General features: G+C 60.3%; 17 protein-coding genes. 11 read left to right on the forward strand and 6 right to left on the reverse strand.

The features are described 5' to 3' along the window. Positions 1–169: 169 nt before the first annotated feature. Complete coding sequence (locus C0Z19_RS11375; RefSeq protein WP_146012041.1) at positions 170–1,870, reverse strand: hypothetical protein; 1,701 nt, start codon at positions 1,868–1,870, stop codon at positions 170–172. A gap of 446 nt (positions 1,871–2,316) precedes the next feature. Here C0Z19_RS11375 and C0Z19_RS11380 point away from each other — a divergent pair, with 446 nt between their 5' ends. After that, the gene (locus C0Z19_RS11380; RefSeq protein WP_102609929.1) at positions 2,317–2,826 is read left to right on the forward strand and encodes a DUF1269 domain-containing protein; all 510 of its coding nucleotides are present in this window, start codon (positions 2,317–2,319) and stop codon (positions 2,824–2,826) included. Between the two features lie 102 nt (positions 2,827–2,928). Then, positions 2,929–3,927, forward strand: coding sequence for a LysR family transcriptional regulator (locus C0Z19_RS11385; protein WP_102609930.1), 999 nt, complete (start codon positions 2,929–2,931; stop codon positions 3,925–3,927). Here C0Z19_RS11385 and C0Z19_RS11390 read toward each other — a convergent pair. Then, positions 3,855–4,184: a LysR substrate-binding domain-containing protein gene (locus tag C0Z19_RS11390; RefSeq protein WP_233196114.1), complete on the reverse strand. Its 330-nt coding sequence runs from the start codon at positions 4,182–4,184 to the stop codon at positions 3,855–3,857. The two genes, C0Z19_RS11385 and C0Z19_RS11390, sit on opposite strands and share 73 nt — an antisense overlap. A 238-nt stretch (positions 4,185–4,422) precedes the next feature. Here C0Z19_RS11390 and C0Z19_RS11395 point away from each other — a divergent pair, with 238 nt between their 5' ends. Then, on the forward strand, positions 4,423–4,923 hold the full coding sequence (locus tag C0Z19_RS11395; protein WP_102609932.1) for an Ohr family peroxiredoxin: 501 nt from the start codon (positions 4,423–4,425) through the stop codon (positions 4,921–4,923). Positions 4,924–5,244: 321 nt separating this feature from the next. Beyond that, positions 5,245–6,000, forward strand: a complete 756-nt coding sequence (locus C0Z19_RS11400; RefSeq protein ID WP_102609933.1) for an SDR family oxidoreductase — start codon at positions 5,245–5,247, stop codon at positions 5,998–6,000. A 208-nt stretch (positions 6,001–6,208) separates the two neighbouring features. On the opposite strand, the gene C0Z19_RS11405 is transcribed toward C0Z19_RS11400, so the two are convergent. After that, positions 6,209–7,207 (reverse strand): LysR family transcriptional regulator, encoded by a 999-nt coding sequence (locus tag C0Z19_RS11405; RefSeq protein ID WP_332882212.1) that lies wholly within the window; start codon positions 7,205–7,207, stop codon positions 6,209–6,211. A 103-nt stretch (positions 7,208–7,310) separates the two neighbouring features. Here C0Z19_RS11405 and C0Z19_RS11410 point away from each other — a divergent pair, with 103 nt between their 5' ends. Both C0Z19_RS11410 and C0Z19_RS11420 read left to right on the forward strand, forming a co-directional pair. Beyond that, entirely contained in the window at positions 7,311–7,706 is a 396-nt protein-coding gene (locus C0Z19_RS11410; protein WP_102609935.1) for a nuclear transport factor 2 family protein, read from the forward strand. Positions 7,707–7,984: 278 nt separating this feature from the next. Beyond that, positions 7,985–9,106, forward strand: a complete 1,122-nt coding sequence (locus tag C0Z19_RS11420) for an acyltransferase family protein (RefSeq protein WP_102609937.1) — start codon at positions 7,985–7,987, stop codon at positions 9,104–9,106. Between the two features lie 76 nt (positions 9,107–9,182). Here C0Z19_RS11420 and C0Z19_RS11425 read toward each other — a convergent pair whose 3' ends face one another. Together C0Z19_RS11425 and C0Z19_RS11430 are read right to left on the reverse strand one after the other, a co-directional pair. Beyond that, a complete protein-coding gene (locus tag C0Z19_RS11425; RefSeq protein ID WP_102609938.1) occupies positions 9,183–9,935 on the reverse strand; it encodes an SDR family NAD(P)-dependent oxidoreductase in 753 nt (250 codons plus the stop codon). Between the two features lie 355 nt (positions 9,936–10,290). Then, a complete protein-coding gene (locus tag C0Z19_RS11430; RefSeq protein ID WP_425330241.1) occupies positions 10,291–11,190 on the reverse strand; it encodes a LysR substrate-binding domain-containing protein in 900 nt (299 codons plus the stop codon). Between the two features lie 94 nt (positions 11,191–11,284). Here C0Z19_RS11430 and C0Z19_RS11435 point away from each other — a divergent pair, with 94 nt between their 5' ends. The 5 genes from C0Z19_RS11435 (at position 11,285) to C0Z19_RS11455 (ending at position 18,283) form a co-directional block, all read left to right on the forward strand. After that, positions 11,285–12,871 (forward strand): NADH-quinone oxidoreductase subunit L, encoded by a 1,587-nt coding sequence (locus C0Z19_RS11435; RefSeq protein WP_102609939.1) that lies wholly within the window; start codon positions 11,285–11,287, stop codon positions 12,869–12,871. A gap of 21 nt (positions 12,872–12,892) precedes the next feature. Continuing rightward, positions 12,893–15,466 carry a YbcC family protein gene (locus C0Z19_RS11440; RefSeq protein ID WP_102609940.1) on the forward strand — a complete coding sequence of 858 codons (2,574 nt, stop codon included), beginning with the start codon at positions 12,893–12,895 and terminating at the stop codon, positions 15,464–15,466. Between the two features lie 262 nt (positions 15,467–15,728). Continuing rightward, the gene (locus C0Z19_RS11445) at positions 15,729–16,109 is read left to right on the forward strand and encodes a phosphonate transporter (RefSeq protein ID WP_102609941.1); all 381 of its coding nucleotides are present in this window, start codon (positions 15,729–15,731) and stop codon (positions 16,107–16,109) included. Beyond that, complete coding sequence (locus C0Z19_RS11450) at positions 16,106–17,437, forward strand: sensor domain-containing diguanylate cyclase (RefSeq protein ID WP_102609942.1); 1,332 nt, start codon at positions 16,106–16,108, stop codon at positions 17,435–17,437. Before C0Z19_RS11445 ends, C0Z19_RS11450 begins: the two co-directional genes overlap by 4 nt. Before the next feature lie 60 nt (positions 17,438–17,497). Continuing rightward, positions 17,498–18,283, forward strand: a complete 786-nt coding sequence (locus C0Z19_RS11455; RefSeq protein WP_102609943.1) for an EAL domain-containing protein — start codon at positions 17,498–17,500, stop codon at positions 18,281–18,283. Between the two features lie 95 nt (positions 18,284–18,378). On the opposite strand, the gene C0Z19_RS11460 is transcribed toward C0Z19_RS11455, so the two are convergent. Continuing rightward, the gene (locus C0Z19_RS11460; RefSeq protein ID WP_102609944.1) at positions 18,379–19,158 is read right to left on the reverse strand and encodes an SDR family NAD(P)-dependent oxidoreductase; all 780 of its coding nucleotides are present in this window, start codon (positions 19,156–19,158) and stop codon (positions 18,379–18,381) included. Positions 19,159–19,180: the final 22 nt, after the last annotated feature.

Raw genomic sequence — 19,180 nt, forward strand, 5'->3', positions numbered from 1 at the left:
TGTCAATGCGCTGCAGGCGCCACAGCAGAAGACGTCTGGGGTATTTCGACCCAGTGATGTGATGGACCGATCTTCGCGGACAGGTCGAATAGGAGAACAATCCGAAACCGACGGGGAAAAGAGTTCGATTCCGGCGTGTCACCGCCGGAATCGATTACTGCAACCCGTGCTAATTATCGGCACTATCGCTCGAATCATCCGCTTTCATAAGCGGGCTCTCGGAAGCGATGAACGCTCCGGTCGCTGTCGTGGTGGCAAAAACGATCGATCGCGAACCCATGACGTAATACCCGGTGCCGGTCACCGGCGCAACAGCCCCCGCGTTCAGTGCAAAGCTCGCGGAAGCATCACTGAGGATGAACGCAGCCGATGCCGTCGGCGTCCATGTCGTCGCGGTCAGCGTCGGTGTCGCCGCCGGCGTTTCCTTCGTCGCGAACTCGAAATCGAATTCGCCATGCACCGATGTCGGGCTCGACATCGTCCATCCCCCCGCCGTCGGCACGACGCATTCGCCAAGCACGCCGCCACCCAGCCCCGGCACGAAACCGCTCAAACGAATCGGCTGGCCCGCCGTACAGGTTACGCCCGCATCGTCGCTGCTTCCGGCCGGCACTGCCACGCCGTTCCAGACCGGTACCGCACCACTCGCTGCCAGCACCGCGGAGAAATTCGTCAAAATGTTCGTCCCCGTATTGACCCCGCCCCCTTGCACCGCGAATGCACTACCTCCGGTCACGAGTGCGGCAGGCACCGTGCCGAGTTTGCCGCGCAATTGGTACGTCGCCGTGCCCGACTTCACGGACAGCTTGATCAAGCTACCACGGACGGCGCCCGTCACATTGCCGTCCGTCGAGGTAATCGTGCCGTCGTTAGCGATCGTCAGCGCCGTATCGGCCACGACGCTCGCCGCTGCGACGTTCGCAGGCGAGGAGGTAAGGTTCGCCGCCGTCAGACTACTATCGAGCCCCGTCTCCGCGACAAGCGCCTGCAACTGATACGCGCCGGCCGGCACAACGGACGTCCCCGACTCCAACACATCGCCCGTGGACAACTGCGGGCCGAACACGTCGTCGGACGTAATCGCTTGTTGCAACGTCGTCAGCGCGGCCGCACAGTTTCCGCCCAGGGCGGCAGCGGCAGATGCGAGCGTCGTCGAATTACCCGAGGTCAGGTTCGACGCCGCGGCGATGGCTGCCGCCAGATTCGTCGTGGACGTAATGCTGGCCGACGGCGTACACAACTTGTCGCCCACCGCCTTGATCGCCGATGCAATGACGAGAATGTCGCCGCGGTACGTCCGCAGCGTCGTCCGATATCCGCTGTGCGTCAAATTCGAATAGCCCCCCCCGTTCGCCTGCGCATAGACTGCTAATGCGGCCGTCGTCACGGGCGTGATGTCCAGGTCGGGCAGGTCGTTCGCACTGAGCGTTCCGGCCGAAGAGATCGCGGCCCCCGTTCCAAGGTAGCTCGACAGCACGAGGGAGGTTTGATTCGGATCGGTCGCGTTCGCAAAGATGGGGGCGCTGGTGGCGGGAACCGAAACGCTACCTGTGAACGAACCGTCGGCGCTGGCCGTCACAGTACCGATCACTGTGGCGCCGGTGTCGCCTTGCGGCGAGTTCGCCGTAAAGACGATTTGCGCGTTCGCGATCGGGCGATCGATCGCCTTACCCGACAATGACGCCGCCGCGACGACGCCGGAAGAGGTCGATGCGCTCGTCCCGGAGGAACTCCCCCCGCCCCCGCATGCCGCGATTGTCAACGACATTGCTGCAAGCGGCACCCACATCAGGCGCCATACAGTCTTACGTTCGGCCAGATTCGTCGCCAAACGTTTGCGCAAGCCTGCGCGTTGCTTTGTCATAGTCATAGAGCCGCCCTCCTAGTGCGGTTACAGGGGGTATCGGCACTTATTCCGAAATCTTCAATTTATCGGATAAAAATGCGTTCAATGCTCGCTTGCGGCTTCTTTCGCACGGTTCTTAAGGAGTCCTTAAGGTATGTTCATCCGAACCAAGATAGAATAATCGCCCCCGCGACAAGGCAAATCCATCCACCGACGCCCGCAACCACAACGAAACGATATGGCAGATTTTTGAAAATCGAATTTTCATTTACATGCCGATCGCGTTTGTTTCCTCTCGCAAAGCAAAATCATCGAATATGCGCCGCCGGCGCAGTTCTTCTCACTCGCCGAAGCGCACTCAGCAGTGTTTGCGAGCGGTGCGCAAGGAGATGTCAAACGCGCACTTACGTCCTATGATGAATATCATCGTCCCACGGCGGCGATAACCTCTTAATCGAGGAAAAAACATCATGAGACGCATCTACTTTCTCGTACCGGACGCGGCAATCGCCAGAGCAATCGTGGACGATCTGCTGCGGGCGCGAATCACCTGGCGCCATATCCATGTGCTTGCCAATCACAACGTCGCACTCGAACAATTGCCCGAGGCTTCGCTGTTGCAGAGCAGCGACGTGGTTCACGCGCTCGAACGCGGCGTTGCGCTTGGCGGCGCGACAGGCGCCTTTCTTGGTCTGATTGCGCTCGCGTTTCCTCCCGCGGGACTGACGATCGCCGGCGGCGCCGTCGTCGCAATGACGCTGGCCGGCGCCGGAGTTGGGGCATGGGCCGCCTCGATGATCGGTGTCGCCGAACCCAATACATTGCTCGCTCGCTTTCACGATGCGGTACGCGATGGCCAGTTGTTGCTGATGGCCGATGTGCCGGCGTCACGGGAACAGGAGATCGAGGAACTGGTTGCGCAGCATTTCCCGCAAGCCGAGCTGCACGGAGCAGAGCCGACGACGCCCATCTTCCCCTGATGCGCGCGCACAGAGCGCCCCCTAAAAAAATTCTGCGGATGATGTCACAAGCCTGAGTGCCGAGCCGTCTATTCCGAATCGGATTTCACGACTCGCGCGCTTATGTCAGATGATTCAGGCCCTCTCCTCGTCCCCGGCCCGGACGATCCATTCTCCGCCAGCTTTGCGACCAGTTACACCGGCGTCGTCTCGTTCCTGGCCGTCGCCAACGAAGGCAGCTTTGCGCGCGCCGGGGATCGGCTCGGGATCGGTCGCTCGTCGGTTAGCCGCAATGTGCAAAAGCTCGAAGCCCAGGTCGGTGCGCGGCTGTTTTTGCGCACGACCCGACACACTTCGCTCACGCGCGAGGGCGAACTCTTCTACGAGAACTGCCGGCAAGGCATCGAGCGCATCGCGCAAGCGTTCGAAGACATGCGCGAGCTGCGTAACGGCCCGCCGCGCGGCCAGCTACGGATCAGTTCGACGCCAGGCTTCGGCCGCAAGATTGTCGCGCCCCTGCTCGGAGGGTTTCACGCGCACTATCCGCAAATCGCGCTCGAATTGCTGCTGAACGATCGCCCCGCCGACTTCACGAGCGACAGGATCGACGTGTCGTTTCGCGATGGACGCATGGAAGACAGCGGAATCGTCGCGCGACAGCTGATTCCGATGCAGATGATCGTCTGTGCATCGCCCGGCTACGCACGGACTCACGGTTTGCCCCGCAATCCAGATGAGCTGGCCAAGCACCGCTGCATCAACTTTCGGACAGCGTCAGGCCGCCTCGCGGAGTGGGAATTCAAAATCGACGGCCGCCCGCAGCGGCGGCAGCCCCTCGCGCGACACACGTTCAACGATCCGGAGCTCGTCCTGCAAGCGGTGCGCGACGGGCTGGGCATCGCGCAGTTGCCCGCGTATCAGGTGTGCGATCTGGTTGGCGACGGTCAGCTGATCACTGCGCTCGCAGCGAACGCACCGGACGACGGCGGCCATTACATTTGCTACCTCAGCCGCAAGCATCTTCCCGCGCGCATTCGCGTGTTCATCGACTACATGATCGAGAAGACGAGAGCCCTCGATGTGCAGTGCCTGACGATGACGGCGCTCGTGACGGCAGCATAGCTGCCGCGCGGTACCTCGCACCCCTCAAGGGCTTCCAATTCACGCTCGTCCACCTCCAAGATGCCGTGTCTCTCCTCGCGAAGCAGAACGAGGAAGGTCCTGATCGTTGCATCGAGGAAGCGCCGGGATTGATACAGCGCGTAGACGTTCACCGGCTGCGCCTCGTAGTCGCGAACTACCCGCACCAATGCGCCCGATCGCAGATCACGCAGTGCGATAGAGTCGGGCAGGATGGCGATGCCGCGACCGTCGAGCACTGCTTTCAAAGCGGGGTCGGCATCCCGTCATCATAAAGCGCTCCATTCATGATCGCCGGCCGGGATTGGTGTCATATAGGAAACACGGTGCGTCGTCGAATAGCCCTACCGAACTCCCCAAAACGTCACCTACCATCCGTTAAACGGCCGCATCAGAGTCATCGGGGAGCGCCCCGGCAGCGCAGCAATGGATGCGCGACTCGGCGTCGCGGCACATGACAGAGTTCGAGAAAGCCTTATGAATAACGATAAGCTGCAACCCCCGCCGCTCTCCCTGCTCGACAGGTACCGCGGTCAGGAGTTTCATCCGCTGTATACGACAAGCGTCACAGTTTCCGGCGGAGAGACGGGGCACGGCCGTGCCTCCGGTATCGTCCGTTCAAGTGACGGGAATCTGGTTCTGGATTTGCGGCTGCCGACCGAATTCGGCGGCCCCGGCAACGGGACCAATCCCGAGCAACTGTTCGCAGCAGGGTTTGCAGCGTGCTTTCATGGGGCGCTGAACCTGCTCGGAAAGCGTGCCGGCATGGAGCTCGGCGATATCATCGTGGAAGCACACGTTTCGTTTGGCCGCGACCCAATGGACGGAGGCTACGCGTTGGTCGTCGATCTCGAGGTTCGAATGCCCAGCATCGAACGACGCGTCGCGGAAGAATTCGTTCGAAATGCCGAGCGCTTGTGCCCCTACGCCAAAATGGCCAGGCAAGGGGCCGTCAACATCATAACCGTTGTCGACTGATGCACGACGCGCCACGTGCCGGCGAGAGCATGTCGCTCGCCGGCACGGCGCCATGCATGCTCTCGGCGATTCACGACTCGCGATGACACGAAAGACGACGCTGCGCCCGCCGCCGCTTACGCTGCTCGACAAGTATCACGGGAAAGAAATCTAAACGTTGTATTCGACGACCGTTACCGTGACTGGCGGCGAGGTACACCATGGATTGGTGCTTAAACGACAACATCGTGCGCCCGTCTACCTATCTACCGCTATGCTCCGCCCGCACCTACGATTGATTCCGAGCGGCGCCTTGCCGCTAACGAAACGGAGGGTTGCATCATGAAGATCGTCGTCATGGGTGGCACTGGGTTGATCGGCTCGAAGACTGTCGCCATTCTTCGGCAGAAGGGCCACGAAGTGATTGCGGCCTCGCCGCAGAACGGTGTCAACAGCATCACCGGCGAGGGACTCGAAAACGCCATGCGCGGTGCAAAGGTGGTGGTCGATCTCGCCAACTCGCCCTCGTTCGAAGACAAAGCGGTCATGGAATTCTTCGAGACCTCCGGCCGCAATCTGTTGGCAGCGGAGGCGGCGGCTGACGTTGAACACCATGTCGCACTTTCGATCGTTGGAACGGACCGTACGCCCGAGAACGGCTATTTCCGTGCGAAGGTGGCTCAAGAGAAGCTGGTCGTCGCATCCGGGATCCCGTACACGATCATCCGTTCCACACAGTTCATGGAATTTCTCGGCGGCATCGCGGCGGCCGGTACGGAAGGCAATGTAGTCCGACTCTCGCCCGGCCTGTTCCAACCCATCGCATCGGATGATGTCGCCGCGTTCGTGGCCGATGTCGCGTTGGCGGCGCCGCGCAACGGCATCGTCGAAATTGCAGGCCCCGAGCGCGCGCCATTCGATCAAATCGTCGCTCGCTACCTGAAGGCGGTGGGCGATTCGCGCGAGGTCGTGCGTGACCCTCAGGCGCGATATTTCGGCGGTCTCGTCGAAGAGCACTCACTCGTGCCGTTGGGTGAGGCCCGTCTCGGTAGCATCGGTTTCGACGAATGGTTCCGTCGCTCGCAGGCGAAAGCGTGATCGTAGTCCGCCGGCTCGGATAGCGACTCCCCGCTCCGACGTTGCGCTAACACTGCGCCCAACAAGTGCAGCGCGTTGATGCACAATCAACGCGCTGCACGCGGCACAGCGACTCTGAGGAATTTCACGCAGTGACTGCGTTCTGCCATTGCGGCACCCTGCACTTGGCGATCAACGGTTGGCGTAGCCATCACATGACCACGGCGAGCTACAAAACTGACAAGCTCCGCCGTGTCCGTCCCACCGCGGGGTCTTGAACCTCGGAATCGGGAGCATAGGGTTGAGCGTTCTGAGTGGACATCGTTGTTCCAGCGATGAAATCGATAAACGCACGCACCTTTTGAGGAACATGGCTCCTACTGGGGTAATAGACATACAAGGGGAATACTTCGTCCGGCCACTCCGAAAATAAAACCTCGAGCTGTCCGTTCTGGAAATATTCATCGAGCCCGATATCAATGACCTGGGCGATGCCATAACCCGCCACGCAAGCGCCGATTTTCGTACCGGCATCCGTCACCGTCAGATTGCCCCGGACGTCGACGACCATCTTTTGCTGCCCTTTCCAAAACTCCCACTCGAACGGCCTGCCTGTCGATGGATCGATTGCCAATATGCATTCGTGATTGTCTTCAAGCAGTTCACTCGGGTGCTGCGGGCGCCCCCGGCGCGCCAGGTAGGAGGGAGCGGCAACCGTCAGGATGCGAGCGCTGAATAAACGGCGGCAAACCAGCGTAGGCAACGATGGCATACCAAAGCGCACGGCGAGATCGAATCCTTCGCTGACCAGGTCTGGAAGCTGGCTCCTGGTTTCGAGCTTGAGTTGTAGAGACGGATTTTCGCGCAGAAATGCCGTGAGCCGCGGCGCCAGAACCAAGCGCGAAAACAACGCGTCACAGGCAACACGTAGCGTTCCGCGAACCGAGGAACTGTGCTCGGCAGCCTCGGTCGTTGCCTCGTCGATTCCTTGCAGGTGCGGCAGCACTCGCGTCAGGAGGTCATGGCCTGCTTCAGTGACCTCAACATGACGGCTCGTTCGATTCACAAGCCGGGCGCCGAGCCGATCCTCAAGCCGGGCAACGGCCCTGCTTACGGCCGGTTGCGTTTTTCCGAGGCGCTCCGCGGCACGCCCGAAGCTTTGGGTGTCGGCTACGGCTGCGAGCGCAATCAAGCCGCCCACCAGTCCTCCATCAAGCTCTTCCATCATCGATGCGTTTCCGTAATAGCAGGAATGCCCGACTTGCAGTGGTGCGAGGCGGCACGAGGCATCACTATACAAGTCATCCCAATTTCATCAAACAGGAGCAGCAATGAACCAAACATCCGCAGTTGCGTCGCTCATCAATGACTATTTCAATCTCGCTTACGATCCGACCAGTCGCAAGTTCGACAATATCTTCCATTCGCAGTGCCTGATTCAATGGTTGAACAACGACACATTTCAATCGATGACAGCCAACGATTATCAAACACTCATCTATGGACGCCCCAGCCCATTGTCAATGGATGCTCCGCGCGACGAGGGCGTTATCGATATTAATCACATTTCGGCACATCTGTCTGCAGCGACCGTACGCGTTCGAATCGGGCATAAATCATTCGTAGATCATCTCATCCTTCATGAGATAGATAAAAAATGGTTGATCACCAACAAAACCTCTTTTATTGCATGCGATCGATCAAGCATATCGTCGACGCAAAATTAACCACGCCGGTTGATGGGAAACGCCTCGAATCGGACGCTGCGCGCCGCCGCATTTCTTTCGTTTCTCTTTCATTTAACGGCGCACGCGGACGTTGCGACCGAAATTGACGAGGGATTGGCGAAATCGCGCCGCCAATCTCCTGAGCGTGCACGGCGCGCATCGGCCATCATTGATCGATCTCGAGACATCGAGGGTGTGCGCACAATGTGGGATGCGACGCTGACTCGCGTTGTCAGCCGCGGCTCTCGAATCGGCAACCACCGAATAGGGATCCGCTAATGAATCAAGGCAATCATGTTGGGCAAATCGATCAACTGACAGGACTGCGCGCATTCCTCGCATTGTGGGTCGTCACGCGCCATCTGTTTTATCCATTCGAGAACGGCGCTTTCATCGATTTCGGTATCCGCTTCGCCGCGTTCGACCATGGGTACCTTGGCGTCGACGGTTTTTTCATCCTGAGCGGCTTTATCCTCGCCTACAACTACGCCAACGGCAAGCCGCTCGACTATCGGGCTTTCGTTGGCGCACGGATCGCGCGCATCTATCCGATCCATTTCGTGACGTTGCTGGGCGCGATCGGCTTGGTGTTCCTCAAGCAGTTCGTTTTCCACAAGCATGTCATCGGTACCGGGCAAAACACTTATCCGGCGCTCGCGGCCAATGTCGTGTTGCTCAATGCCTGGTCATTCAAATTCGTGACCGGATGGAACGACGTGGCCTGGTCGGTCAGTGCGGAATGGTTCGCCTATGTCTTCTTCCCGCTCTTCGTGGCACTGGCGCCCGCACGTAACCGGCTCTTTGCCGTAGTGCTGCTACTCGTGCCGGCCGGCGCGCTGGCCGTCATCGAGTGGCGCTCGTCCGCCGCATTGTCGTTGCCCGGAGGACTCGCGCGATTGATCCCGGAGTTCTACGCCGGCGTCTTGCTGTTTCGGCTGCGCAGCAGCTCGGGATTCGCCTCGCTGCCGCGCGCATTGGGTCTCGCGGCGATCGGCGTTATCGCGCTCGGCATCGCCGTGCAACTCGACACGTTGACCGTTGCGGGCCTGGGCCTGTTGATCTTCGCGCTGTCATCCAACGCCGATCTGGTCGCGCCCCTGCTAGCCTTTCGCCCGATCGTTTACCTCGGCGAGATTTCGTACTGCCTCTACATGGTGCAACGCTTTCCGATGGAGGGCCTATCGCTCGCCCGCAAAGCCAGCACCGCACTCGCAGGCTCGCCGCTCATGCAACTGATCGTATTGCTCGCGACGCTGCTCGTGGTGAGCCACTGGGCCCATCGGCTCATCGAACTGCCCGGCAGGAAATGGCTGCGACGCGTGCTCTCAGCCCGGCAGGTCCGGCCGCGGACCGTGGCGACGCACGGCCCGCAGAGCGCGGCCGGCGTGGTGCGCGAGTAAGGGGATGGCACCGCTGAGAATCTGCCCGCCGCGACACCGTTACTGCGCTCACTTATCGCAGGAGCGATTGCTTGCACTATGCCCTGAGCGGGATGGTCAACGCACCCTGACCACCATCGACGCCGAACTGTTGTCCCGTTACCCATGAGGCGTGCGGGCTCAGCAGAAAGTCGGCAAGTGCCGCCGTGTCATCGCCTGTTCCGAGCCGCCCGAGTGGATTCGCACGCGACAGGCGTGCTACCGCCGGCTCGGATGCGGTCAGACGGGCGGACATCGCGGAAAGGGTCAACCCAGGATGGATGCAATTGACGCGTATTCCTCTATCGGCATACGTTGCGGCCGCTGATTGAGCGAGCGCCCCGACAGCCGCTTTCGCGCTGGCGACGGCCTCATGGTTGGGAAAGCCTGTCCTCGCCGCCACGCTCCCGATCAAGACAGCACTGCCGGCCGTACGCTGCGAGATCAACTCGCGTACGAACGCGCGTAAGACATTCCATGCGGACAAATAGTTTGCGGCCAGAACCTGATTCAGTTCAGCGTCGGACGTCAGATGGATCGGCTTAATCACAATCGAGCCCACGCAATGGGCCATCCCCTCGGGCGGGCCGAACTGCGCGACTCCGCACTCCAGCGCGCGTTGGACGGTCTCGGCATCGGTCACGTCGGCAGGACACACCAGCACGGGGTCTGCATCGAGCGAATCCGCCAGAGCCGCCAACCTATCCGGCTCTCGTGCCGTGAGCACGATTGGAATGCCTTTGCTGCTCAGGCGGCGAGCCAGCGCGCTACCGATTGCGCCGCTTGCGCCTGTAATCCATACGAAAGCCATAGCGCTTCCACAGTGTTCGAGGAACATAGAGCAGGCTCGGCAGCAGGCCGAACCGTTTCGTTTCTCCACGCGTAGAACCCCGTTCCCAGCGAAGAGAACCTTCGTCACAAAGTGTACGCCATTTCGCTACGCGATGAAACGCCATATCGCGACATCGCCTCACAAACGCCAGCATCGAGCAACCTCTCTCGCTAACCCGACAACCTCGTACGGGCGGGCGCTCAAGCGAATCTGCACGTCACAACGTCAATACACGGCCATGCCGACACGATGCCCGCAATTCAAGCATTGAACCGCAAAAACGTTTCATCAAATGAAGCAATTATCAGACGCAGCTGCGTTGGCAGACGGACAATCAACGCTGCGCCGGGGCCGCTCCCGCAATCAGACGGTCCAGCCATTCGGTTCGCTGGCGGCGCGGCGTCGTGATCGCGTAGAAGCGTTCCTGCAAGTCCGCGGATTGCCCCACGATCACCAGACTGCCGGTTCGAATCTCATCCTGTACGACGACTTCCGGCAATACGGCGAGCCAACCGCTGTCGCGCGCGATAAGCCGAAGCATCGCCATATCGTCGACTTCGGCCCTCACCCGCGGTTTCACTCCGGCGGAAAGGCACATGGCGTCGAACTGAGCTCTAAAGACGTTCCGAGGACCAGGCAGCGCGATATCGGCGCCATCCAGGTCGTCGGGAATACGCAGCGTGCGCTGCGACCAATCCTTGGCGGGACCCACGAGCGAGATCGCCTGGCTACCTAGAAAGCGGGATTGCAAAGGGCGGTCCGGGTCGGACGGCACCGGTTGATTGGCAAGGACGACGTCGAGTTTGTGCTGAAGCAGGCGGTCCAGCAATCCTTCGAGCAAACCGGACTCCAACGTCAGCAGCACGGCAGGGTCCATGAGCAGCGGGCGAATCCAGTTCTCCTGGTAGTTGCGCGACATGGTGGCGACACTGCCCACACGCATCCGCACCATCCCCTCGCGTTGCCCATGAACGTGCCCGAGCATCTCCTGCCCTAGCCCGAAAATGTCTTCGGCATACGAAAACACCAGCTGGCCAGTATGAGTGGGGCTCAGGCGCCTGCGCTCTCGTTCGAACAGGGGCTCGCCCAGCCGATCCTCCAATTGCCTGATTTGTGCGGACAGGGCGGACTGAGAGACGTGCAACTCGGTCGCCGCACGCGTCAGATGGCCTGTCTTCGCCACTCTCCAGAAATAGAAGAGATGGCGAAAGTTGAGCTGGTCCAGGTCAATCATTCTCTTTTATGTATCAAATAGTTCCAATCAATGAATTTTACAGAACAAGAAACGAAGTGCAACATCGTGACACCCTGTCACAACCCTCCCAACCATGAACCTTGCGAACCTGATGGCGCTCGCGTGCGCGCTCACGCCAATCGGTCTGATGTCAACCGCCGCCCTCTCCGCCCTCGTCGGGGTGCGAAGCCCAACCACGCAATGGAAGCGGTTTGCTTTCCTCGCGCAATTGGGCCTGGTGGCCGCGCTGTCGACAGTCGTGCTGCAGTTTCTCTCACCACACATTGGCCCTGTTCAACTGTCGCGCTGGGTTGCGGTTGAACCGTTCGGCGCCTGCGTGGCCCTCCTGGTTCAGCTGCTCGCCACCGTCATTGGCGTGTTTTCGGCGCGCTACCTGGAGGGCGAACCCGATCAGCAGCGCTATATCGCAGCGCTCGCCAGTGTGCTGGCCTCCGTTCATCTTCTGCTGCTTGCGAACCACTGGCTGGTGCTGATCGTCTCGTGGTCCTTCGCCGGGTCTGCATTGCGGCGCCTGCTATGTTTTTATCGGGATCGTCCGCTTGCAATGCTGGCAGCGCATAAGAAGCGCGTGGCAGACAGACTCGCCGACATACTCCTTCTCGCCGCAGCCGCGCTTGCATGGTCGACGGTAGGCAGCGGTTCCTTCTCGGATCTGTGGCTGCATCTTGCTCGCGACGGTGCTTCGCTCCCACTGCAAATCAGCGCAGTCTGCCTCGCATTGGCGGCAGTTTTCCGGACAGCCCTGCTACCGATGCACGGGTGGCTGATTCAGGTCATGGAAGCGCCGACGCCAGTGTCCGCGCTAATGCATGCAGGCGTGGTCAACCTTGGCGGCTACGTGCTGATCAGATTCGCGCCGCTGCTGAACCATGCGCCGGCCGCGTGCTGGCTTCTGGTGGCCCTCGGGCTCGGCACTGCCGTGCTCGCGGGACTGGTGCTACTCACCCGAACCAGCATCAAAGTCCGGCTCGCGTGGTCGACCGTAGCGCAGATGGGATTCATGCTGCTCGAATGCGGATTGGGCCTCTACACGATGGCGGCACTCCATCTCATCGGCCACTCGCTGTACAAGGCTCACGCTTTCCTCTCCGCTTCGACGATTGTGCGCGAGACCAAACTGAAGGCGATGCGTGGCCAGACGTCCTTCTCGCTAATGAGCCTGATGGCGGCGCCCGCGTTCGCCGCATCGAGCGTCGCCGCGGTTCAGTTCTTCGTCGGGCATACCGCCTGGCCGTGGTGGTGGAGCGGTGCGCTGGCGCTGGCCTGGGCTCCCCTCTTTTGGCTACCGGCCGATCGTCAGGACGGCGCGATCGCGGCCTTATGGCGCGTCCTCTTCGGATGGGGTATCGCCGCAGCGCTGACGACGATTACCGCTGTCGGACATGCGCTGCCGCTTGGCGTACCCGATACGCCAAACGATGCTGCAGGCGGCGTCGCGTTGGCAGGTGTGGCGCTCATGTACCTGTCTCTCGTCGCCTTGCAGGTATGCCCCGAAAGGCTGAATACGTGGCGGCGATGGAGCTATGCGGGGTTCTACATCGACGAGTTCTCCACGCGCCTCGCTCTGCGCTTTTGGCCGACGCGCTGGACTGCTGCCGCGACAGCGGCACCGCGCGAGCACACGATGAAAGGCTCGATGGTCGCGGTAGCGGCCGAGTGACAAACGACATTGGGAAAACATATGGAAGCCTTGGCATTGCGCGATGACCTCCCGCGCTACAACCCGGAAGAATCGTCGGTCGCCCGTCATGCACCCGAGCGCGTGCCCGGACACGAATTGACGGCGCAAATCGAGGCCGCTTGCGAACGCGCATGCCAGTCTATTGCGCCTGCGTGGCCGCTGGATCGCGCCGTTGCGGTCAATCCGCATTGGGCACGGACCGGCCGGCCGCTGCGGCTCGTTGCGGCGCGCATGGCCGTGCTGGGGGGCGTTCGGGTGTTTCCGTCTCGCCGCTACATTGCGGATGCGTGGAGCAAAGAGCGCATCACGCACGCGGATCTTGCTTATGCACTCGCTTCGCTGCCGGTCGCGCGCGAAAACGCGCTGACCGCAAAGCAGTGCATCGACGCATTGCGCAACGAAGAAAACCCGCCGCGTTTGCCGCTTCTGATCGACGTATTGGATGCCGACCCAGCGCGTGAGAACTGCTTAACCTACAGGCAGGCGGTGACGCATCAGATCGGGCAAACGTGCGCCGCCTATTTCGACGACAGCCAGGCGGAGTGGCAGCCCGATCGATCCGGCGGGCTCTATGCCTTTTGGCGCAACACGCTCACGCACGACCATGGCATCGGAACATTGATGGGCATACCCGAGCTCGGCAAGTGGCTCGACAAGATTCCCGTCGACCGCCGTCAGGCGGAAACGTGGGTCTTGCAGCGTCTGGGTTTGCCGCCCGAGGTGTGGGCCGATTATCTGGAAGCTGTTCTGCTCTCCGTCAACGGTTGGGCTTCATGGTGCGCCTATCTTGGCTGGCAGGCCGTGCTGGCTGGCGAGACCGACCCGCATCTGCGAGACTTGCTGGCCATTCGACTTGCTTGGGGCGTGATCTTGCTGGAGAGCAACGGTGCCTCGAATGCTCACCGTGCGTTTTCGGCATTGCAGACCGAGTGGAACGACTCCGCCGCGGTGCTACGACATGCGCAAGACATGCTGACTGTCGACGAGGTTTGGCAGGTGGCCCTGGAAACCGGCTATCAACGGCAACTCACACGTAAGCTCAGCACGACATCGTCTTCTCGCATGAGCGCGGTCCCGCGCCAATCGATCGAAGTGCAGGCGGCTTTTTGTATCGACGTCCGTAGCGAACGGATGCGCCGCTCCATAGAAGCCGTGTGGCCCGCCGTGCAAACGATAGGTTTCGCAGGCTTCTTCGGCCTACCCGTTGCCTACGCGCCGCTTGGCACGTCGGCGTCGCGCCCTCAACTGCCAGCGCTGCTCGCGCCTTCGCTCGGATTGACTGATCGCATCATTGCTTCCGAAGCCGACCGGGCGAAAGGTGACGCGACCCTGCGCGACCGAGCGCGTCGAGGCAGGAGGCGTCGGTTTGCGCTTTCGGAGCAGGGACAAGCACTGGGCCGCTGGCCCAACGCCGCGTTTTCCTTTGTCGAGGCGGCCGGGGTGGGATACGTCGGAAAACTTGCGCAATGGTTCGCCCCATCGGGCGGCCCACGCGGGCGAGACGATTGGGCAGGACTACCGGCACGTTACAGAGCCATCTGCCGCCCAACGCTCGGCGATCTGGATACCGACACGAAGGTGGAGTTGGCCGCGGGCGTGCTGCACGCGATGGGACTGGACCGTCATCTGGCGCCTCTCGTGCTGTTCATCGGCCACGGCAGTCAAAGCAGCAACAATGCTCACGCCGCGTCATTGGATTGCGGCGCCTGCTGCGGTCAGACGGGCGAAGTGAACGCGCGTGCGCTAGCGCTGCTGCTCAACGACTCTGCCGTTCGCGAGGGACTGGAGTGCCTTGGCATTGCCATACCGCACGAAACCGTCTTCGTGGCCGCGTTGCACAACACCACCACCGATGAAGTCGAGGGCTTCGACCTGGATCTGTTGTCGCCCATTGCCCTCGAGCGCTGGAACAGCATGCAACGCGTTTTTGCTCAAGCGAGCGACCAGGTTCGCCGTGAGCGCGCCGTGAGTCTCGCTATCGATCCTCGAACCGCGAGCGCCCAACTGCTCACGCTGCTGCGCCGTCGAGGAAACGATGGCGCTCAGACACGACCGGAGTGGGGACTAGCCGGAAATGCCGCATGCATCATCGCGCCGCGCCATCGCACATATGGCGCGGCTTTGGACGGACGTTGCTTCTTACACGACTACGACGCGGACAGTGACCCGGACGGTAGCTTGCTGGAATCGTTGATGACCGGGCCACTGATCGTGGCTCATTGGATCAACTGGCAATATCACGCGTCAACGTGCGACCCGTTGCACCTGGGCAGTGGGAACAAGCTCCTGCATAACGTCGTGGGAGGGCGGATCGGCGTGTTCGAGGGCAACGGCGGCGACCTCCGAATCGGGCTGGCCCGCCAGTCTGTACACGATGGCACGGGCTGGGTGCACGAGCCGCTTCGAATGACCGCAATTATCGATGCTTCGGAAAATGCAATCGAGCGCGTGCTGCACAAACGCGAGGAGGTGCACCGCCTCGTCGAAAACGGCTGGCTGCATTTATGGCGGTTCGACGGCTCGAACCTCGCCCGCTACGTCGACGGTAGATGGCACGCACTGACGCTGGGTTGAGGCTGCGGCCACGAAACCGGACTGGCGCGAATTCAAAGTGTACGGATTTAGCAACGAATGAAACGATATTTGGGTTCATGTCACTACTTTTTCCGCATATTCCCACACGATGTCGCCACATCTGGCATCATGACTCGCGCAACGGTCGGGCTGAGGCGCGCAAGGGTTCTCGGCTCGCCCGCGCAGTAGAACGGCAGGCAGCGCCACGCCCGTAACGCGCCTGTAGCTTGAATCGTCAAGACAGGAAGACGAAGACCAACTCATGAGACAAGTCGACAACGAGTTCGAGGCTGTAACGATTGCACAACTGGCGGCATCAGATTTACGCCAGATCGACGCGTTGAACTATGGGGTCATTGGTTTCACGGCTGATTTCCGCGTGACTGTGTACAACGCGACCGAGTCACGAAACGCGGGACTATCGCCCGCACGGGTCATATCCCGACACCTGTTTGAGGAAGTGGCGCCCTGTATGAACAACTTCATCGTCGCCCAACGATTTATCGACTGCGAAGCGCTCGACGAAATCGTCGCTTATGTGCTTACCTTGCGGATGCGACCGACGCCCGTCAGGTTGCGCCTGCTGATGTCCCCGGACATTGCCACTCGTTATCTCCTGATCGACCGACAGGTGACAAGTTGACCAGTACCGCTGCTGACAACGACCTCGGCTCCGAGTACGAAGCGCTGCTGTCATTCATGTACCTGTCGCCTGTAGGCCTGGTTCGCAGTGACATGGATGGTGTCGTCGACATGATGAACCCGATGGCGGCGCAACTGTTGATGCCGCTCGTCAAGGGCGGTGGGTTGTCCAACATTCTCGATGCACTGACTGCAATTGCACCGGAACTGCGAAACATGGTGTCTGGCTTCACGGGAGAACGCGGAGCCGTCTGCGAGAATTACAGACTGTTTATACGTCCAGCCAAAACGCAGCCAGTGGTGCTTTCCTGTTCACTCATAAAGGTCGGCGAAAACCTTTTGATGACCGTGCTGACCGATATATCACGACAAGTCGTCGCCGAAAGACGAGTCCAACAAACAGAGTCATGGCTGGCCGGGATCTGCACAAATATTAACGATTTTGCGTTCTTCACACTCGATGAACACGGTCAGGTCGAAGCATGGAATTCTTCGATTGAAAGATTAGCGGGTTTCTCCCCCGACGACGTGGTGGGAAAGCGGTTGGATCTGTTTTATGGACTGGATCAAGAGAGGGGCGGCAGGCTGCTTCAACAGGTCGCACTCGCACGCGATGACGGATGGCACATGGAGGAGTGCTGGTGTGAAACGAAATCAGGACGACGCTTCTGGGGACAAGTTCTCGTGTGCGTACTCCGCGAAGACGCGGGTGAGGTATCCGGTTATTCCGTCGTCATTCGCGACACGTCCGAACGGAAAGTGACCACCGACAACCTGGAACGCTTGCTTACAACGGACCATTTGACTGGCGCCCGCAATCGAGCTCATTTTATTCAGGTGGCCGAGGCAGAAATTGCGCGCGCCAAGCGACATGCACGACCTCTATCGCTCGTCATGCTGGACGCGGATCATTTCAAAGCAATCAACGATACAGCCGGGCACAAGGCGGGCGACGAAGTGTTGAAGCACCTCGTCACCGAAGCCAAGGGTGTTCTTCGCCCGTCGGATGTCGTCGGCCGGCTGGGGGGTGAGGAGTTCGCCCTGCTTTTGCCGCAGACTCTTCCGCAAGAAGCCGTCGCGGTCGCGGAGCGACTGCGCGCCTTGGTCGAACATGCGCCCGTCGAGTTTGACGGCCAATCACTGAGGGCCACCATCAGCCTTGGCGTTGCATCGCTGAGCGAACGCAACGACAATCTTGACGACCTGCTCGAAGCCGCCGATCGTGCTTTATATGAAGCGAAGCGCTCTGGACGAAACCGTGTCTGCGTCGTGGGTATCGAAGAGGTCGTCAACGAAACGATTCCGCAGGACGAAACCTCGAAGCGCTGAAATCAGGTCAACTCGTAAACGGGTATCGAACGAGGCACATCAATCAGGGCAACTCAGGCAATGAAATCTCTAACCTTATCCCGTGCTGATGGGCAGGTGCCGTCCCACGGCTGCGAAGGCTGCAAAGACGAAACTGCGTTGTCGATCGATATCGCCTTCGCGTTTCAGCCCATTATGGACGTCGTCGACAAAAAGCCTTTTGCGTATGAGGCACTGGTTCGAGGTCGACAGGGAGAACCAGCCTCGACGGTGCTATCACAGGTTGATGGAAGAAATAGATACCGGTTCGATCAGAAATGCAGGCAAATCGCTATCGCGACAGCTGCGGAGCTGCAGTTAGAAACGCATCTCTCGATCAACTTCATGCCGAATGCTGTGTACCGGCCCGAAGTGTGCATCAGAACGACACTCGAGGCGGCTGAGACGCACGGATTCCCGCTAGAGCGGATCATATTCGAGACCGTCGAGGGCGAAGAAATTGCCGATCGCGCACACATGGTCGAAATTTTCAAGGCCTATAAGAACTACGGCTTCCTCACAGCAATTGATGATTTCGGTTCCGGTTATTCGGGGTTGGCTTTGCTGGTGGATTTCCAGCCTGATATCGTTAAGCTCGACATGTGCCTCCTGCGTGGCATTGACAGAGACTCCGTGCGACAGCGCATCGTCAAAGGGATATTGGCGATCGCCGCGGACTTGGGCATCAAGGTGATTGCGGAGGGTATCGAAACGAGCGGCGAACGCGACTTCTTTCTTGCTCATGGAGTCCGCCTGATGCAGGGTTATTTTTTTGCGAAGCCCGCGTTCCGGGCCCTGCCCCCGGTCAGCGAATGGGCGTTCGTTTGAAACGGATGAGATCGAGCCTGCGGATGACGCGACGTGCGTGACGCCCGGCGCCGCGCCGCCCGTCGCCAACATGTTGTCCGCACCTATCGTCGTCCTCATTGTTCAGCGTAGTTCCACAGCAAACCACCGTCGACGTAGAGCGTCGAGCCGGTAACATAGTCGGCCTCGTCCGACGCCAAGAACAGCACCGCGTTGGCGACGTCGAGCGGCTTGCCCAATCGTTTAAGGGGAATGTTGCCGAGCAGCGCGGTCAGCTTCGCCGGATCATGCAGCAACCGGTCGTTGATCGACGTGCCGATCGCGCCCGGCGCCACGTTATTGACGGTAATGCCGAGCGGAGCAAGCTCAATCGCGAGATTACGCATCATCATCTTCATTCCGCCTTTGCTGGCGCAGTAACTCGTGAAATGCGGAAACGGCAATTCCTCGTGCACGGAGCTGATGTTGACGATACGCCCGCCCCGCTGGCTATCGCGCAAATGACTCACGAATGCTTGCGTAACGAAGAATGCGCCTTTCAAATTGATGTCGAGGACACGGTCGTAATCCTCTTCGGTCACATCGAGAAACGATGCATTGTGCTCCACGCCGGCATTGTTGACGAGTACGTCGATTCTGCCCATATGCGTGATCGCTTCTTCGATCAGCCGGCGGCCGGCTTGCGTCTCACTGACATCGGCCGCCACGATGCACCCGTCGCTGCCCGCGGCGCGCACGTCGGCCAGGGTCTGCGCGGCGCGGTCGTCGTCGTGAAGGTCGTTGACGACGATCTTCGCGCCCTCCTGCGCCAAGCGCACGGCAACGGCACGACCGATGCCCCGCGCCGCGCCGGTCACGAGCGCTATCTTTCCTTGCAATCTCGCCACTTTCTCCATACTGACTCCTTTGACTGTGCGA

The organism is Trinickia soli, assembly GCF_002879855.1.
Lineage (GTDB): Bacteria > Pseudomonadota > Gammaproteobacteria > Burkholderiales > Burkholderiaceae > Trinickia > Trinickia soli.

Coding starts and splice junctions, on each gene's coding strand:
- C0Z19_RS11375 (WP_146012041.1), bottom strand. CDS start 1,870: ATGACTATGACAAAGCAACGCGCAGGCTTGCGCAAACGTTTGGCGACG.
- C0Z19_RS11380 (WP_102609929.1), top strand. CDS start 2,317: ATGAGACGCATCTACTTTCTCGTACCGGACGCGGCAATCGCCAGAGCA.
- C0Z19_RS11385 (WP_102609930.1), top strand. CDS start 2,929: ATGTCAGATGATTCAGGCCCTCTCCTCGTCCCCGGCCCGGACGATCCA.
- C0Z19_RS11395 (WP_102609932.1), top strand. CDS start 4,423: ATGAATAACGATAAGCTGCAACCCCCGCCGCTCTCCCTGCTCGACAGG.
- C0Z19_RS11400 (WP_102609933.1), top strand. CDS start 5,245: ATGAAGATCGTCGTCATGGGTGGCACTGGGTTGATCGGCTCGAAGACT.
- C0Z19_RS11405 (WP_332882212.1), bottom strand. CDS start 7,207: ATGATGGAAGAGCTTGATGGAGGACTGGTGGGCGGCTTGATTGCGCTC.
- C0Z19_RS11410 (WP_102609935.1), top strand. CDS start 7,311: ATGAACCAAACATCCGCAGTTGCGTCGCTCATCAATGACTATTTCAAT.
- C0Z19_RS11420 (WP_102609937.1), top strand. CDS start 7,985: ATGAATCAAGGCAATCATGTTGGGCAAATCGATCAACTGACAGGACTG.
- C0Z19_RS11425 (WP_102609938.1), bottom strand. CDS start 9,935: ATGGCTTTCGTATGGATTACAGGCGCAAGCGGCGCAATCGGTAGCGCG.
- C0Z19_RS11430 (WP_425330241.1), bottom strand. CDS start 11,190: ATGATTGACCTGGACCAGCTCAACTTTCGCCATCTCTTCTATTTCTGG.
- C0Z19_RS11435 (WP_102609939.1), top strand. CDS start 11,285: ATGAACCTTGCGAACCTGATGGCGCTCGCGTGCGCGCTCACGCCAATC.
- C0Z19_RS11440 (WP_102609940.1), top strand. CDS start 12,893: ATGGAAGCCTTGGCATTGCGCGATGACCTCCCGCGCTACAACCCGGAA.
- C0Z19_RS11445 (WP_102609941.1), top strand. CDS start 15,729: ATGAGACAAGTCGACAACGAGTTCGAGGCTGTAACGATTGCACAACTG.
- C0Z19_RS11455 (WP_102609943.1), top strand. CDS start 17,498: ATGAAATCTCTAACCTTATCCCGTGCTGATGGGCAGGTGCCGTCCCAC.
- C0Z19_RS11460 (WP_102609944.1), bottom strand. CDS start 19,158: ATGGAGAAAGTGGCGAGATTGCAAGGAAAGATAGCGCTCGTGACCGGC.